This window comes from Pseudomonas sp. LBUM1669 (assembly GCF_059695705.1).
Genome location: NZ_CP166784.1, coordinates 5,221,467 through 5,235,759, shown reverse-complemented (window position 1 = coordinate 5,235,759; position 14,293 = coordinate 5,221,467). Strand labels below are relative to the sequence as shown.

Annotated in this window: 15 protein-coding genes; 5 read left to right on the top strand and 10 right to left on the bottom strand. The window is 59.6% G+C overall.

The features are described 5' to 3' along the window. Positions 1-65: 65 nt before the first annotated feature. Entirely contained in the window at positions 66-560 is a 495-nt protein-coding gene (locus ACA051_RS24290) for a RidA family protein (protein ID WP_497372266.1), read from the top strand. A 225-nt stretch (positions 561-785) separates the two neighbouring features. Here the strand turns inward: ACA051_RS24290 and ACA051_RS24285 are convergent, their stop codons facing one another. The 3 genes from ACA051_RS24285 to ACA051_RS24275 all read right to left on the bottom strand — a co-directional run bounded on the left by ACA051_RS24285 (position 786) and on the right by ACA051_RS24275 (position 3,865). Next, the gene (locus ACA051_RS24285; RefSeq protein WP_497372264.1) at positions 786-1,490 is read right to left on the bottom strand and encodes a hypothetical protein; all 705 of its coding nucleotides are present in this window, start codon (positions 1,488-1,490) and stop codon (positions 786-788) included. Between the two features lie 120 nt (positions 1,491-1,610). Next, positions 1,611-3,152 (bottom strand): sensor histidine kinase, encoded by a 1,542-nt coding sequence (locus ACA051_RS24280; protein WP_497372262.1) that lies wholly within the window; start codon positions 3,150-3,152, stop codon positions 1,611-1,613. Continuing rightward, on the bottom strand, positions 3,149-3,865 hold the full coding sequence (locus ACA051_RS24275) for a response regulator transcription factor (protein WP_497305293.1): 717 nt from the start codon (positions 3,863-3,865) through the stop codon (positions 3,149-3,151). Before ACA051_RS24275 ends, ACA051_RS24280 begins: the two co-directional genes overlap by 4 nt. Before the next feature lie 152 nt (positions 3,866-4,017). On the opposite strand from ACA051_RS24275, the gene msrB reads away from it, so the two are divergent. From msrB to msrA, 3 genes are read left to right on the top strand one after another with little or no spacing between them, the layout of a single operon-like run. Beyond that, positions 4,018-4,536, top strand: a complete 519-nt coding sequence (gene msrB, locus ACA051_RS24270) for a peptide-methionine (R)-S-oxide reductase MsrB (RefSeq protein WP_497372260.1) — start codon at positions 4,018-4,020, stop codon at positions 4,534-4,536. Between the two features lie 43 nt (positions 4,537-4,579). Continuing rightward, positions 4,580-6,343: a cytochrome c biogenesis protein DipZ gene (locus ACA051_RS24265; RefSeq protein WP_497372258.1), complete on the top strand. Its 1,764-nt coding sequence runs from the start codon at positions 4,580-4,582 to the stop codon at positions 6,341-6,343. A gap of 31 nt (positions 6,344-6,374) precedes the next feature. Then, the gene (msrA, locus tag ACA051_RS24260) at positions 6,375-7,082 is read left to right on the top strand and encodes a peptide-methionine (S)-S-oxide reductase MsrA (protein ID WP_497372256.1); all 708 of its coding nucleotides are present in this window, start codon (positions 6,375-6,377) and stop codon (positions 7,080-7,082) included. A gap of 12 nt (positions 7,083-7,094) precedes the next feature. On the opposite strand, the gene ACA051_RS24255 is transcribed toward msrA, so the two are convergent. The 3 genes from ACA051_RS24255 to ACA051_RS24245 all read right to left on the bottom strand — a co-directional run bounded on the left by ACA051_RS24255 (position 7,095) and on the right by ACA051_RS24245 (position 9,490). After that, positions 7,095-7,499, bottom strand: a complete 405-nt coding sequence (locus ACA051_RS24255; RefSeq protein WP_497372254.1) for a GNAT family N-acetyltransferase — start codon at positions 7,497-7,499, stop codon at positions 7,095-7,097. Beyond that, complete coding sequence (locus ACA051_RS24250) at positions 7,496-8,509, bottom strand: sensor domain-containing diguanylate cyclase (RefSeq protein WP_497305284.1); 1,014 nt, start codon at positions 8,507-8,509, stop codon at positions 7,496-7,498. The genes ACA051_RS24255 and ACA051_RS24250 overlap by 4 nt, the downstream gene beginning before the upstream one ends. 75 nt (positions 8,510-8,584) lie before the next feature. Then, the gene (locus ACA051_RS24245; protein WP_497305282.1) at positions 8,585-9,490 is read right to left on the bottom strand and encodes a LysR family transcriptional regulator; all 906 of its coding nucleotides are present in this window, start codon (positions 9,488-9,490) and stop codon (positions 8,585-8,587) included. A 102-nt stretch (positions 9,491-9,592) separates the two neighbouring features. Between ACA051_RS24245 and ACA051_RS24240 the strand changes: the two genes are divergently transcribed. Next, entirely contained in the window at positions 9,593-10,768 is a 1,176-nt protein-coding gene (locus ACA051_RS24240) for an aspartate aminotransferase family protein (protein ID WP_497305280.1), read from the top strand. A gap of 137 nt (positions 10,769-10,905) precedes the next feature. On the opposite strand, the gene ACA051_RS24235 is transcribed toward ACA051_RS24240, so the two are convergent. From ACA051_RS24235 to ACA051_RS24220, 4 genes are all read right to left on the bottom strand, one after another. Continuing rightward, positions 10,906-11,340, bottom strand: coding sequence for a bleomycin resistance protein (locus ACA051_RS24235; RefSeq protein ID WP_497372252.1), 435 nt, complete (start codon positions 11,338-11,340; stop codon positions 10,906-10,908). 12 nt (positions 11,341-11,352) lie between these two features. After that, positions 11,353-11,862: a P-loop NTPase family protein gene (locus ACA051_RS24230; RefSeq protein ID WP_497305277.1), complete on the bottom strand. Its 510-nt coding sequence runs from the start codon at positions 11,860-11,862 to the stop codon at positions 11,353-11,355. A gap of 14 nt (positions 11,863-11,876) precedes the next feature. Next, entirely contained in the window at positions 11,877-13,799 is a 1,923-nt protein-coding gene (locus ACA051_RS24225; protein WP_497372250.1) for an alkaline phosphatase D family protein, read from the bottom strand. A gap of 113 nt (positions 13,800-13,912) precedes the next feature. Next, positions 13,913-14,278, bottom strand: coding sequence for a hypothetical protein (locus ACA051_RS24220; protein WP_497305273.1), 366 nt, complete (start codon positions 14,276-14,278; stop codon positions 13,913-13,915). Positions 14,279-14,293 lie beyond the last annotated feature (15 nt).

Sequence of the window (14,293 nt, the reverse complement as noted above, 5' to 3'; positions counted from 1 at the left end):
CAAGACACGCATCTGTCTCTACCATCGTTTACGCGTGTGCATGATTGATTAAGAGGGTTCGGTTAATGGGTAATCAAATGAGTCGCGACGAGCGCTTCCTCGCGATGGCGAGAGAACTCGGCTTTGATATCTACGACGAGAACTCTGCCGGCGGGCATTACGCGCCGCTGATTCGGCACGATGACGAACTTTATGTCAGTGGGCTGGTGCCGCGAATGAACGGCAAAATCCAATACCCCGGTCGGGTGGGGCTGGAACTCAACCTGGCCGATGCCCAAGAGGCTGCCGGTATCAGCGCGATACGCGGGCTTGCCCTGATCCGTGAGGCCATCGGTACGCTGGATAACCTCAAGGCATTGCTGCGCATCACGGTCTATGTGAAATCCACGTTCGATTTTGTGGACCTCAGTGAAGTTGCCAACGGCGCGTCAGACGTCTTCACGCATGTGTTGGGGGAGGCTGGTAAACACACCCGAACGACCGTCGGTGTTTACCAGTTGCCAAAAAACGCGCCGATAGAAGTGGACATGATCGCGGCCCTGCATCCGTCTTCGCGGTGATTCTTTCGGGCAATAAAAAGCCCCGCTTCCGGGGCTCGATGCTGTTCACTCAAACGCAACACCATATCTGTGGCGAGGGAGCTTGCTCCCGCTGGGTCGCGAAGCGACCCCAAAAAAGGGACTGCTGCGCAGCCCAGCGGGAGCAAGCTCCCTCGCCACAAATGCAGGCTCGCGCTCAAGTAAACGGCATTACGCCCCGGAAGCGGGGCTTTCTGGTGAATTGAGTTACTGCGCTGCGATGCTGTAACCGTCGAACGCGGTTTGTTGTTGAATGGCAGTGATGATGTTCTTGCGATTGACCGATTGTTCAGCCCCGGTGTTGTCCAGGAACGTTTCGTTTTCAATTGTCGCGTCGTCACCTTCGCCCAAGAAAGTGAAACCGAGGAACTCCAGCGCTTTGCGATCAACGTTCAGGCTCGCACGTGGCGTGCGCAGCGGCAGCGTGACGCTCTCGCCATCCTTGCTGATGGTGAATACTTCGAGGTCTTTCTTGGCGCGAGCGACTTTGCTCTTGCCGGTGCTTGGGTTGCTGATGGCCTGGTGAGTCTGGTTCAGCACCTTCAATGCCAGACCATAGACGATTTCCTGAAAAGCCGGGTCGTCCTTGAAACTGGAAAGAATACGGCTGATCGGGAACTTGCTGCTCAGGTCTTCCAGCGCAGCAATGTCGGACGCTTCAGCGTCTTTCAGTTGTTTGAGTTCGCCCATCAGTTCATAGGCTTTATCGTCGTCGAAGCTGTCATGCGCCTGGCGAATCGCAGCGCGCAACTCGCGGATCTGGTCGCTTTCCCGGGTGGATTGAAAAGCGTCCAGGACCATCTCGCTGATGGTCTTGGCCTGTGGCACATGCTGTGAAAGATTGATGGAGTTTTCGTATTCCGCTTTGGACGACAAGGTGACTACGGATTCAGCGGTATTGGAATCGGACATTGAAATTTCACTACTTCTTTTAACTTGGGTTTAGGCGAGAAAGCACAGGGCCTTTTCAGGCCGCCTAATCTATTGGACCTGACTTGAGTTGTCACGGATGAACAGGCGGTTGGTCATTATTTAGCTGTGACCGCTGAAACCGGGCGATTTCCCCATCGAATTCAGGTTCATCGAGCGAACAGCCCATTTTTCCGCCGTTTGCTCATCCACCGGCAAGGAGAAACGGAACGTCGCCCCCCGCCCCGGAACGTCGATCAACTGAATCTCGCGACCGTGCAATTGCAGGATCCGATGCACGATGCGCAGCCCCAGTCCGCCATCGCGCCGGGCACCGCCGATGTTGAACGGGCGCAGAAACAAACCTTCGCGCAATTCGGGAGCGATGCCGGGGCCGGTGTCGCTGACGGTGACTTCGATAAAAGGCCCTTGAGGGCGCAGGCTCAGTTCGATTTCTCCACCCTGCGGGGTATCGCGCAAGGCGTTGTCGAACAGGTTGGTCAGCACGCGCTCGATCAGCCCCAGGTCGGCGCAGGCGGCCGAGACGTTGGGCGCGAAGGTGGCCTTGAGTTCAATCTGTCGCGCTTCGGCGGTGAGTTCGAATTTCTGGAAGATGTCCTGCACCAGATCGGTCAGGGAGAAACGCTCCAGCACCGGTTGCACAAAACCGTGCTCCAGCCGCACCAATTCGAGCAGCGATTGGGCCAGGCCACCAACCTTGCGGCTTTGATCCAGGGCGATGCCCAAATAGCGACGGCGGTCGGCGGGGGACAGCGTGGTGTCTTTGAGCGACAGGGTTTCCAGATAACCGTGCAGCGAGGCCAGCGGTGTGCGCAGGTCGTGGGAGATATTCGCCACCAATTCGCGGCGTTCCTGATCCTGGCGAGTCAGCGAGCGCCATTGTTCGCCGAGGCGGGTTTGCATCTGGCGGAAAGCGGCGTCGAGTACGGCTATTTCATCAGGACTGGACGTTTTTTCTACCGGGTCCGAGGCGGGCGGGGTGGAGGGGACGCCGTCGATGTCGAACTGGCTGACTCGATCGGTCAGTCGACGCAACGGTCGGGTGATCAAGGCAAATGCGGCAAGGCCGGCGATCAGGCACAACAACGCCACCAGACCGATGGACAGCAGCGCCGTATTGAGCGCGGCGCTGGTGGCACCGCGTGCGGCGAAGCGGTCGTGTTCTTCACTGAGCAATACCACATAGAGGTAACCTTCAGGCTTGCCGTTGACCTGCAACGGCGCGGCGCTGAACACCTTGCGTCCGTCGACGCTGCGCGGGTCGTCGCCGAGAATCGGCAGCGCCTCGCCGTTGAGCAAACGCTGGATCGGTGCCAGATCGACCCGCTCCCGATGCATCCGGCCTTCGGGGGCGGCGCTGCCGACGATGTGCCCCTCGTTATTAAGCAGATAGACCTCGACACTGGGATTGACCAGCATGAGTTTGCTGAACAATTCGCGCACGGCATTGGGCATCAGGCCGTTGGTGTCCATAAGCACCGTGTCGCGGGCGATGTGCTGGGCGAGATCACGTGACAGCCCTTGAACCACCTCCAGTTCGTGCATTTTGTTGGAGCGCACTTGCATCCAGGCCGAGGTGCCACAGCACACCAGCAACAGAACGGCGAACACCAGGGACAGGCGCTGAGTCAGGGTCAGCCTCATGGCTGCTCCTCCTTGGCTGCGAATTTATAGCCACGACCCCACACCGTCAGGATGCGCGCGGGTTGTGCCGGATCGGCTTCGATCTTGGCCCGCAGACGATTGATGTGGGTGTTTACCGTGTGTTCGTAGCCTTCGTGGCTGTAGCCCCAGACCGCGTTGAGCAGGTCCATCCGCGAGAACACCTTGCCAGGCTGGCGGACGAAGAAATACAGCAGGTCGAATTCCCGCGGCGTGAGGTCAAGGCGACGACCATCGAGAGAAACGTCGCGGGTGATCGGGTCGATGGAGAGGCCGTTCGTGATCAGGCTGCCGGCGTCCATTTTCAGGTTGCGGGCCATGGCGTCGACGCGTCGCAGCAGGGCTTTGACCCGGGCGACCAGTTCAAGCATGGAAAAAGGCTTGGCCAGGTAATCGTCGGCCCCGAGTTCCAGCCCCAGGATCCGGTGCATTTCGCTGGAGCGGGCGCTGGTGATGATGATCGGTGTGTAGCGGGCCATGGCCCGCGCCCGACGGCAGATTTCCAGGCCGTCGACGCCGGGCAACATCAGGTCGAGGATCAGTGCGTCCCAGCTTCCTTGCTGCAGCAGTCGCATGCCTTCATCACCGTCGGCGCAGTGCACCACTTCGAACTGCTCATCGCGTAGATGAAGGCAGATAAGGTCGGCGATGTGCAGGTCGTCCTCGACTACCAGGACACGTTTGTTCTGTTCCATAAAGCTCAATCCTTTGTAGCGCAATGGGCACATTGTGCGGGTTTTCCCCGGGGCGAGTTATCACGAATTGTTTAACTGTCCGTGAGGATTTGGCGATCAACCCAAGCCTAGGCTGTGTTCCTTATCAGGCACCTGGAATTTTGGAGATGGCCATGTTTTCACGGCGACAGTTTCTTGTAGCGAGCGGCGGGCTGGGCGCTGCAGCCCTGGTGATCGGTGTGTTGCCAAAATTTGCCGCCCGTACTGCGCTGGTCAGCGACGCCAATGCGTCGGAGGTGTTCGAGGTGATGCACAGCGACAGCGAATGGCGCGCCATGCTCAGCGCCGAGCAGTATGAAATCCTGCGGGAAGAGGGCACCGAGCGGGCCTACAGCAGCCCGTTGAACAACGAGCATCGCGAGGGTGTTTTTGCCTGTGCCGGTTGTAACTTGCCGCTGTTCTCTTCCGACACCAAGTTCGATAGCCGCACCGGTTGGCCCAGTTTCTGGGCGCCGCTGGACAATGCGGTGGCGACCCGTCAGGACCGTTCCTTCGGCGTGCTGCGCGAAGCAGTCCACTGCCGACGTTGCGGTGGCCATCTGGGCCATGTCTTTGATGACGGGCCCAAACCCACCGGATTGCGTTACTGCATGAACGGGCTGGCGATGACCTTCGAGCCCCAGGCGGCGTGACCCATGGGCACTTCCTTTCACTCATTTAATGCAGGTCGATGCTATGTGGCTTCTGGTTCTCGCTTATCTCGGTGGTGTGCTGACGATTGTCAGCCCGTGCATTCTGCCGGTATTGCCCTTTGTCTTCGCTCGCACCGGGCAGCCGTTTATGAAAAGTGGCTTGCCACTGTTGGCGGGGATGGCGCTGACCTTCGCGCTCGTCGCCTCGTTGGCGGCGGTGGGCGGCGGCTGGGTGGTGCAAGTCAATCAGTACGGTCGCTGGCTCGCGTTGCTGTTTGTGGCACTGTTCGGGCTGACGCTGCTGCTGCCTCGGTTGGCCGAGCGCCTGACACGCCCACTGGTGGCGGCCGGCAGCCGACTGTCGGAAGCCGCGGGCGCCGATGCTCGTCCGCGTCCCGGCGCTTCGTTCCTGATCGGCGTCGCCACGGGCTTGCTCTGGGCACCGTGTGCCGGGCCGATTCTCGGCCTGTTGCTGACCGGGGCGGCACTGCAAGGGGCAAGCCTCGCCACCACGTTGCTGTTGCTGGCTTACGCCGCGGGTGCCGCCACGTCCCTCGCAGTGGCGTTGTTGCTGGGCGGTAAAGTATTCGCCGCAATGAAACGCTCGATCGGCGCGGGTGAATGGGTACGCCGAGGTTTGGGCGCAGCGATGCTGGCCGGTGTGGCCGCGATTGCCCTCGGGCTGGATACCGGGATTCTGGCGCGGGTTTCGACAGCGTCCACCGGCGGCATCGAGCAGGCGTTGGTGGGACGGTTGGCGGGTAAGTCACCGAACAACAGCGGGGCGATGATGGCCGCTGGCGGGGCGATGAAAATGGCGGCGAAGGCGCCGGGGGCATTGCCGATTGAAGGCAACCTGCCGCCGCTGGATGGCGCCGTGCAGTGGCTCAATTCGCCTCCACTGACCGCACAGGCACTGAAGGGCAAAGTCGTGCTGGTGGATTTCTGGACTTACTCCTGCATCAACTGCCTGCGCACCTTGCCGTATGTCAAAGCCTGGGCCGAGAAGTACCGCGATCAGGGTCTGGTGGTGATCGGTGTTCATGCGCCGGAATTCGCGTTCGAGCGGGATGTGGGCAATGTCACCAAAGCCATGAAAGACCTGGGTATCACCTACCCGGTGGCGATCGACAACGACTACAAGATCTGGCGTGCCTTCAACAATGAGTACTGGCCGGCTCACTATTTTGCCGACGCGCAGGGGCGCATTCGTTATCACCACTTCGGTGAAGGCGAGTACGCCGAATCGGAGCGCGTCATCCAGCAGCTGCTGCGTGAAGCGGGCGCTACAAAGGTCGCCGACGGGTTGATCAACGCCGACGCCACCGGGGTTCAACTGGCCCCGGACATGAATGAAGTCCAGTCGCCGGAAACCTATGTCGGCTACCAGCGTGCAGAGCACTTCGTGCCGGAAACAGGTCTGGTGCCAGACAAGGTCTCGGCGTACAGCACGCCGGCGCAATTGGCACTCAATGATTGGGGGCTGGACGGTCAATGGAACGTCGGCTCGGAACGCGCGACCTCAAGCGCGCCGGCCAGTCGCATCGTCTACCGCTTCCACGCTCGGGATCTGCATCTGGTACTGGGCCCCGGCGCAGACGGTAAACCGGTGCGCTTCAAGGTGCTGATCGACGGAAAAGCCCCCGGCGATGCCCACGGTACCGACGTCGCCCCCGATGGCAGCGGCAGCGTTACCGAGCAACGGTTGTATCAATTGGTGCGCCAGAGCGGCGGAGTGACGGACCGCACCTTCAGCATCGAGTTTCTAGATCCGGGTGTGTCGGCGTATGCCTTTACGTTCGGTTGATCGCCCTATCATCTGTTCAGGAGTCAGACTCATGAAAATCCCGGTTACCTGGCGCCGCACCTTGTTGGGTTTGGCGGCTGCAGGCGTCATCGGCCAATGCTCGGCGTTTTCTTTCGGCGCTGCTGAAGAGGCGGTCATCATCCCGCCGCCTGCCCTGGATGAAACCACCCAGGCCCACAGCGAAACCGCGGTCTTCGCCGGCGGTTGTTTCTGGGGCGTCCAAGGGGTGTTCCAGCACGTCAAAGGCGTGAAAAAAGCCGTCTCCGGTTACGCTGGTGGTGAAGCCAACACCGCTCGGTATGAGCGTGTCAGCGACGGCGATACCGGTCATGCGGAATCGGTCGAGGTCACCTTCGATCCGTCGCAGGTCAGTTACGGCACGTTGCTGCAGATCTATTTCTCAGTGGCGCACAACCCCACCGAGTTGAACCGCCAGGGCCCCGACAGCGGCACGCAGTATCGGTCGGCGATTTTCCCGGCGAACACTGAACAGCAGCGCGTCGCCCAGGCCTACATTGCCCAGCTCGACGCCGCCCGTTCGTTCAACAAACCCATTGTGACCAAGCTGGAAACCTACAACGGTTTCTACCCGGCGGAAGAGGAACATCAGGACTTTCTGACCGAACACCCGACGTATCCATACATCGTCATCAACGACCTGCCGAAAGTGGCGCGACTGAAGCGGCTGTATCCGGATCGGTATCAGGATAAACCGGTGCTGGTGAAGGCGGGTATGTGAAGGGCGTTTTGGCTATCGCCTGCGCGGGCGCTCCATCGCGATGCTCGACGGTTCAAAGCCCAGGCGCGAAAAGAATTCCGCAGCGCCTTCACGGCCCGCGCGCAGAAGCCAGGTGATGTCGGTGTTCTCACCCATGACATGCTCAACCAGTGCCCGACCAACGCCTTCACGTCGATGCCGCCCGGACACGACAACCATCGACAGATAACCGTTGGACAGGCCGTCGGTGATGCCACGGGCGAAACCAACGATGTGGGCGTCCTTCACGGCAAGCGCAGTGCGTTGGGAGTTGGCGATCAACTGCGCAAAATGGTCGATTGATTCCAGGCGGTGAGCCCAGCCGTTCTGCTCAAGAAAAAGCCGCACGGATTCCACTTCCGAGGGCAGTACATCACGGACATGCAGGACGGTGCTCATCCGAAAACCACATTCTTACCCGCGATCTTCGACCTATACAGCGCCTGATCGGCCCTGGCCAGAAGGCCGGTCTGTTGCTCTTCTTCAAAGCGCTCGACCACGCCCAAACTCATGGTCACCTGAAACTCGCCCACAGGCGGCAGGCTTGCGAGGCCCTGGCGGATTTTTTCGGCGAAGGATCTGGCGTCGGCCAGCGAGGTATTGGGCAGGATGAGGATGAACTCGTCGCCGCCCCAGCGCGCCAGTAGATCGCCTTCGCGCACGCAACGCTTCACGCTCTCGACGACCTGCACCAACGCCGCGTCTCCCAGCGCATGGCCGTAGTAATCGTTGATGTTCTTGAAGTCATCGATGTCCATGGCAATTAATGACAGCGGCTGCCGAAAGCGCTGGGCACGCTCGCATTCCTGGGGCAGGGTTTTTTCCAGGCGATAGCGATTGGCGATCGATGTCAGCGCATCGGTTTCTGCCAGTTTGCGATTTTCTTCCAGTTGAATTTGCAGCTGCTGATTGACCCGCGACAACTCCCGGGTGCGTTCTTCGACGATGGCTTCAAGGGATTGATTGCGCCGTTCCATCTCCTCGAAGAGACGCTTCTTGTCATCGATACTGCGGTGCGCGCCGACCATCCGTGCCACCGATCCGTCAGCATTGCGTGCCAGCACGTAGCCGCGATCTTCGATCCAGGTGTAACTGCCATCCTGCTTGCGGCAGCGGTACTCGGCTTGATAGCCCGGCGCGTGTTGATTCAGGTACGCATCAAACAACGCCATCACCCGCGGGTAATCGTCGGGGTGCATCACGTTTTCCCAAGTAAATACGGTGTTGTCCAGGGAGTGAGGCGCATAACCGAGCATCACGTACCACCCGGGATTGCGGTAGACGAACCCGGTGTTGGCGTTCCAGTCCCAAATGCCGTCACTGACCAGTTCCAGAATGGTGTGCAGCATGTCTTCGTTCAGATCCGACACATTGAATTTCAACGGCTCGATATTTGATGCCTCACCCATCACCGCTCTCCCTGCCGCACTGATATCAAAGTGACCCGTCAGTTGGGGAGATTAGTGCATGGTGTATTGCCCCGGCTAGTGTTTGGCCCACATCTGCATGGCGAAGTCGACGAAGCGACGCAATTTCGGCAAGCGGTAACGATCCTGAGCGTATACCAGGTGCATCGGCCGACTCGGCAGTCGATAGTCCTGCATCAACGCCACCAGGTTTCCGTTGAGCAAATCCTGCTCGACCAACGCATCGGGCAACATCACGATGCCCATCCCGGTTCGAGCGGCCTGATGCAGGCCGGCCGAGCTGTTGATCAGCATCGGGCCCCTCACGGCCACCATGACTTCGCCTTCCGGCCCGCTCAGGCGCCATTGTTTTTCCACGGATTGCCAGTCATCGCCGACCGGATAGGCAAAGGACAAGCAGTCGTGGTGTTGCAGGTCGTCGGGTTTTTCCGGTGTGCCTCGGCGTGCCAGATAGGCCTTTGAGGCGCACATGGTCAGCGTGTAGTCGATGAGCGGGCGGGCGATCAGGTTGGACGGTTCAATAGCGCCCAGGCGAAACGCCACGTCGAGACCGTTTTCGAGAAGGTCGGGGCGCCCGTTGGTGAGCACCACGTCCAGTTTGACTTGCGGGTAACGCAGGGTGAACTCGCTGAGTGCCGGCGCAAGCTTTTCAGTGCCGAAGGTCAGCGGGGCCGTGATGCGCAAGGTCCCGCTCGGGGTGTCCTGGCTCTGTTCGGCCAGGCGTTCGGAATCGGCCACCAGGCCCAGCACCTCGAGACAGCGCTGGTAATAAGCGGAGCCGAATTCCGTCAATCGCTGACGCCGCGTCGTCCGGTTCAACAAACGCACACCCAGACGTTGCTCCAGCGCGCGAAGGTGGTTGCCGACCATGGTGGTGGACATTTCGCACTGCTGTGCGGCGGCCGTCATGCTGCCGGCTTCTACCACTCTGACGTAAACCGTCATTGCCTGGAATAAATCCATTATCAAGCTCAGCTTTAAGATGATTGAAGTGTTACAGCGTTTATCCAGCTCAGGTGGCTAACCATACTGCAAAAACACCGACAATTGATGGAGCTTGATGTCATGACCGCCGCTTGCCTGATGACCACTTACCAACCCCTGGCCCTGAGTTTCAGCAAAGGACTGGGCACCCGACTTTGGGATCAGGCGGGACGTGAGTATCTGGATGCTGTGGCGGGTGTGGCGGTGACCAACGTCGGCCACTCTCATCCCAAAATCGTGTCGGCGATCAGCGAGCAGGCCGGGCTGCTGTTGCACACATCCAACCTCTACAGCATCGACTGGCAGCAGCGGTTGGCGCAGAAGCTGACGAAGTTATCGGGAATGGAGCGGGCGTTCTTCAACAACTCCGGTGCCGAAGCCAATGAAACCGCGCTGAAACTTGCGCGGCTTTATGGCTGGCACAAAGGCGTCGAGCAACCGCTGGTAGTGGTCATGGAAAACGCCTTCCATGGCCGGACGCTGGGCACGTTATCCGCCAGCGACGGCCCGGCCGTGCGCCTGGGGTTCAATGAATTGCCCGGCGACTTTGTCAAAGTGCCTTTCGGCGACCTCAACGCGCTGGAAAAGGTGCGGCAAGCCCATGGCCCGCGCATCGTTGCCATTCTGATGGAACCGATTCAGGGTGAAAGCGGCGTCCAGTTGGCGCCTGCAGGCTATTTGAAAGCCGTGCGCGAACTGTGCAACCGGCGCGGCTGGCTGATGATGCTCGACGAAATCCAGACCGGCATCGGTCGTACCGGCCAGTGGTTCGCCTTCCAGCACGAAGGCATCGTCCCGGACGTCATGACCCTCGCCAAGGGTCTGGGCAACGGCATCCCCATCGGCGCCTGCCTGGCCCGGGGCAAAGCCGCCGACCTGTTCACCCCCGGCAGCCATGGCAGCACCTTCGGCGGCAACCCGCTGGCGTGCCGGGTCGGCTGCACGGTGCTGGATATCATTGAAGAACAAGGCCTGCTGGAAAACGCCAGGCTTCAGGGCGAACGTCTGCTAACAAGACTGCGCGCCGAACTGTCAGACGACCCGAACGTCCTGGCGATTCGCGGCCAAGGCCTGATGATTGGCATCGAGCTCAAGCAACCGATCCGCGACCTGACCCTGATCGCCGCACGCGACCACGGCTTGCTGATCAACGTGACACGGGGCAAGACCATCCGCCTGCTGCCACCGCTGACGATTGATGAGCGGGAAGTGGAGATGATTGTCAGAGGGGTTTGTCGGGCGGTGAGCTCGGCCTGATGTGATCGTTCCCACGCTCTGCGTGGGAATGCCTCAATGGACGCTCTGCGTCCGCTTTTGGGACGCGGAGCGTCCCGGGCTGTATTCCCACGCGGAGCGTGGGAACGATCTTGCTCGGGGTAATGGTTGTTGCGACCTCAACAGCCTGACAAACACACCCGCTCCCCCAAGCTTTCAACCAACCGAACCAGATACCCATCCGGATCCTGTACCAGAAACTCACGTTGCCCAACTTCCACCGTATCGGCGCGATACCAGACATCGGCACAGGGACGAAACAACGGCCATTCAGCATCCGCCAATCGTTGGAGTATCGGCTCGACGAGATCAACGGTGATCTGAAAGTTGATGCCCCGGCCAAACGGCGCTTGCAATGCTCCGGTCATCCACTGGCCTTCGTCCGGCGCGTATTGCTCCAGCATGATTTGCACGCCGTTGTTATCGAGGTAGGCGAAACCCGCTTCCGGGCGCTCGTAAGCGATCTCGAAACCGATTAACGAGGTCCAGAAATGCAGGCTTTTTTTGATGTCGGTGACCATCAGTTCGGGCACCAACTTGCTCCGTGCAAACATACCTATCCTTTTTTAAACGCTATGAGATGAGTCACGAAAGGTGTTCGCGAAGGCCGTGATTTCACTTCGATTTATGAGTCTGATTTTTGAACCGCTGAACCCTTCAAACAATTGCCGGTGCGCGGAAAACCCACTGGAGTCTTCGCGAACACGATAACTGCCGGCCCATTCCAGCAACGCGATCAGCAACTCGTCATCGTCCCGCCTGTTTTCTCGCTGACGGATATTAGCGACGCACGTTTGGTCTTCAACACACAGCCAGACAAGCACTGTCGCACGGTGGATCAGTTCGCTGACGATCCAGCCGTAAACACCCTCAATCACCCAGCGTTCTTCATCGGCCAGCACGCGCGCCATGCCCAATGCTTCGGAGCGAGGTCGGGCGATGCTGCATTCATCCGACACCCAGTGAACCCGATCAAGATCGGTCCACGGCGCATGAAGGTGTTCGGCCAGTCGTTTAGCCAGCCAACTTTTGCCAGCGCCAGAGTTGCCGATGATTAGGGTTCGGGTGAGGTTCATGGTGGCTCACACGTTCAGTCGTCATTGTCAGGTGCAATCATCCGCGTCTTCGGCGCACCGTTTGAGTTGTGCTGATAGATGTCCTGCGGCTGTCCCTTTTCATTGAAGAACACTTGGCCGATCCCTGCCGAATTCCACAACCGTTCACCCGCTTCCGCATGTTCAGGAGTGTGCGGGATAATGCGCATGCGACGGCGTTTGGTCAGCCAGTTGAGCGGCGAGCGCGGCGAGTAGAGCCAGCGGTTGAGGCGGTCGAACCATTCGAGCAGCGCGGGCGGGAATTCGTTTTTGATGCCGCTGCTGGTGATCTGCCAGATCCTCGGCCCCGCCTTGCGGTGTCGGATCAGGACTTCGTAGACGAAGGAATAATGCACATCACCCGACAACACCACGTAGTTACCCGGTGTGCGCGAGTGTCGGAAAATGTTCAGGATCACCTGGGCGGCGCCGCGATGGGCCATCCAGTTTTCTGCGTCGACCAGCAGGGGATAACCGCACCAGCTGAAGACGCGTTGCACGCTTTCGATCAGTTTGACGCCGAAGATCGGTGCCGGCGAAACGATGATCGCCGACGGGTGATCGAGCAGTTCCTGTTGCAGTTCGCTGAGGGCTTCCCAGTCCAGCAGACCCGAGGGTTGCTTGAGATTCATCTCGCTGCGCCAGCGTCGGGTGCGGGTGTCGATGACCACCAGCGCCGGAGTGGTCGGAAGCACGTAATGCCAGTGTTGAAAGCCGAGCAACTCATCGATCAGAGAGTCCTGGACGTCGCTGTCGAGATAATCGTCGTGCCCCGTGGCACTCAATAATCGGGCTTTTTCCAGCACATCGCCGAACGCATCCGGGTTGTTGCCCCAGCCCTGGCACAGCATGTAGGCGAGCAGCGCGTTGCCGATGATGCGCTTGGAGAACGGATGGCCGTAGGCCGTTTCTTCCCATTGCGCAGACAGATTCCAGTCATCGGTAATGTCATGGTCGTCAAAAATCATCAGGCACGGCAGATGCGCCATCGCCCGCGCGACACCCCCCAGGCCCACCTTGAAGTCATCAATGCGCGTCTGTTCAAGGGCATAACGTTTGCGTCTTTCGGGCGTCAGCGTCGGTGGTTGTGGCGCGATCAGCGTCCAGGGTGTCGGCGACCAGACCAGCAGGTACATGGCCATGACTTCGGCGAATGTCACCAGATGGTTGTCGGCACTGTTGCTGGTGAAAATCGGCTTGCGCGCCCCGCCGAAAAATCGCTCGCGCAAGGTTTTGTTACTCTCAAGCGCCGGCAACAAATCCGCACGGTGGTAATAACTGGCAGGGTGTTCGTAGAGCTTGGCGCTGTCGCTGACCACCGCGCCTTCGAGGTGTTCTTCGAACAGCCCCAGTTGTGTGATCAGGGCATGGATTGCTCGCAACATCGGGCCGGCAACATCGTCGGCGTACACCTGATCGCCGCTCATCATCAGCAAGGCCGGGCGCTCTGTCGCGGAGTGCGCTGTCGCCAGAAAACGATCCACGCACAGCAAACCGTCGGCTGCCGGGTGGTGAGGTTTACGGCAGGAACCGTGCAGCAACTGATCGATGCGCGAACGCAAGACAAAATTCGGGCAACGCGCTTCACCGTACAGCAAATGAGGCGCCCAGTCGGCGATGCCTTCCAATGCGTCATCAATCAGCAGGTCATAGTCGATCAGGGTGTCGCAGGGCAGGGCGGTCGCCAGCGGCACATCGATCAGGTGAACGAAGGCATGCTTGCCCACCGGGATGACCGTGCATTGCCCGGCATCGAGGCGAATGTCGCCGACACCTTGCAGGCGCAAGGTCAGCGACAAGGCCCGGGTTCCCACCAGCCAGAGCACCAGGCGGGAGGGCTCCAGACGCCGTAACAGCGGGCCGGCGAGGACCGGTGGCAGAGAGCGATGACTGTCGGGGAATGGCGAAGACATGGGCATGCAGGTTCAAGACTCTTGGTGCACAGAGCGCGCGATGATAGCGCAGCCAGCGCCCAGGATGTCTGATAGCCACTGGCTTGCAGCTGAAGCTGTCACGCAGCGCCGGGTGGTCGTCATTTGGGCGGAAAGATCACTGCCCACAACACCAACGTGAGGAATGCCGTCACCAGACTGCAGGTTCCAGCAATCAAATGACGGCCAACCGGATACTCATCCTGCTTGAACCTGGCGGCTACGAAGAGCCAGGTGCCGATGAAGACGCCGATGATCGTCATGAACGAATAAAGAAAGTAGGCCGGCGCCCGCGTTTCTGGATCATCGGGGCTAATAAAAATCAGCACGACAACCCCGATCATGAAACTGGCCAGAGCACCTGCCAGGTTGGCGAACCACAGATTGAAGCTGCCACGGTTCCTGACGATCCAGAACCAACTTCCCGCTGATGCAGCCAAGAACACCAACATTGCGACGAGTACCATTCATTCTTCCTTGTT

Excerpts from the sequence above, each read along its gene's own strand:
- ACA051_RS24290 (WP_497372266.1), top strand. The coding sequence starts at position 66 with ATGGGTAATCAAATGAGTCGCGACGAGCGCTTCCTCGCGATGGCGAGA.
- ACA051_RS24285 (WP_497372264.1), bottom strand. The coding sequence starts at position 1,490 with ATGTCCGATTCCAATACCGCTGAATCCGTAGTCACCTTGTCGTCCAAA.
- ACA051_RS24280 (WP_497372262.1), bottom strand. The coding sequence starts at position 3,152 with ATGAGGCTGACCCTGACTCAGCGCCTGTCCCTGGTGTTCGCCGTTCTG.
- ACA051_RS24275 (WP_497305293.1), bottom strand. The coding sequence starts at position 3,865 with ATGGAACAGAACAAACGTGTCCTGGTAGTCGAGGACGACCTGCACATC.
- msrB (WP_497372260.1), top strand. The coding sequence starts at position 4,018 with ATGTTTTCACGGCGACAGTTTCTTGTAGCGAGCGGCGGGCTGGGCGCT.
- ACA051_RS24265 (WP_497372258.1), top strand. The coding sequence starts at position 4,580 with ATGTGGCTTCTGGTTCTCGCTTATCTCGGTGGTGTGCTGACGATTGTC.
- msrA (WP_497372256.1), top strand. The coding sequence starts at position 6,375 with ATGAAAATCCCGGTTACCTGGCGCCGCACCTTGTTGGGTTTGGCGGCT.
- ACA051_RS24255 (WP_497372254.1), bottom strand. The coding sequence starts at position 7,499 with ATGAGCACCGTCCTGCATGTCCGTGATGTACTGCCCTCGGAAGTGGAA.
- ACA051_RS24250 (WP_497305284.1), bottom strand. The coding sequence starts at position 8,509 with ATGGGTGAGGCATCAAATATCGAGCCGTTGAAATTCAATGTGTCGGAT.
- ACA051_RS24245 (WP_497305282.1), bottom strand. The coding sequence starts at position 9,490 with ATGGATTTATTCCAGGCAATGACGGTTTACGTCAGAGTGGTAGAAGCC.
- ACA051_RS24240 (WP_497305280.1), top strand. The coding sequence starts at position 9,593 with ATGACCGCCGCTTGCCTGATGACCACTTACCAACCCCTGGCCCTGAGT.
- ACA051_RS24235 (WP_497372252.1), bottom strand. The coding sequence starts at position 11,340 with ATGTTTGCACGGAGCAAGTTGGTGCCCGAACTGATGGTCACCGACATC.
- ACA051_RS24230 (WP_497305277.1), bottom strand. The coding sequence starts at position 11,862 with ATGAACCTCACCCGAACCCTAATCATCGGCAACTCTGGCGCTGGCAAA.
- ACA051_RS24225 (WP_497372250.1), bottom strand. The coding sequence starts at position 13,799 with ATGCCCATGTCTTCGCCATTCCCCGACAGTCATCGCTCTCTGCCACCG.
- ACA051_RS24220 (WP_497305273.1), bottom strand. The coding sequence starts at position 14,278 with ATGGTACTCGTCGCAATGTTGGTGTTCTTGGCTGCATCAGCGGGAAGT.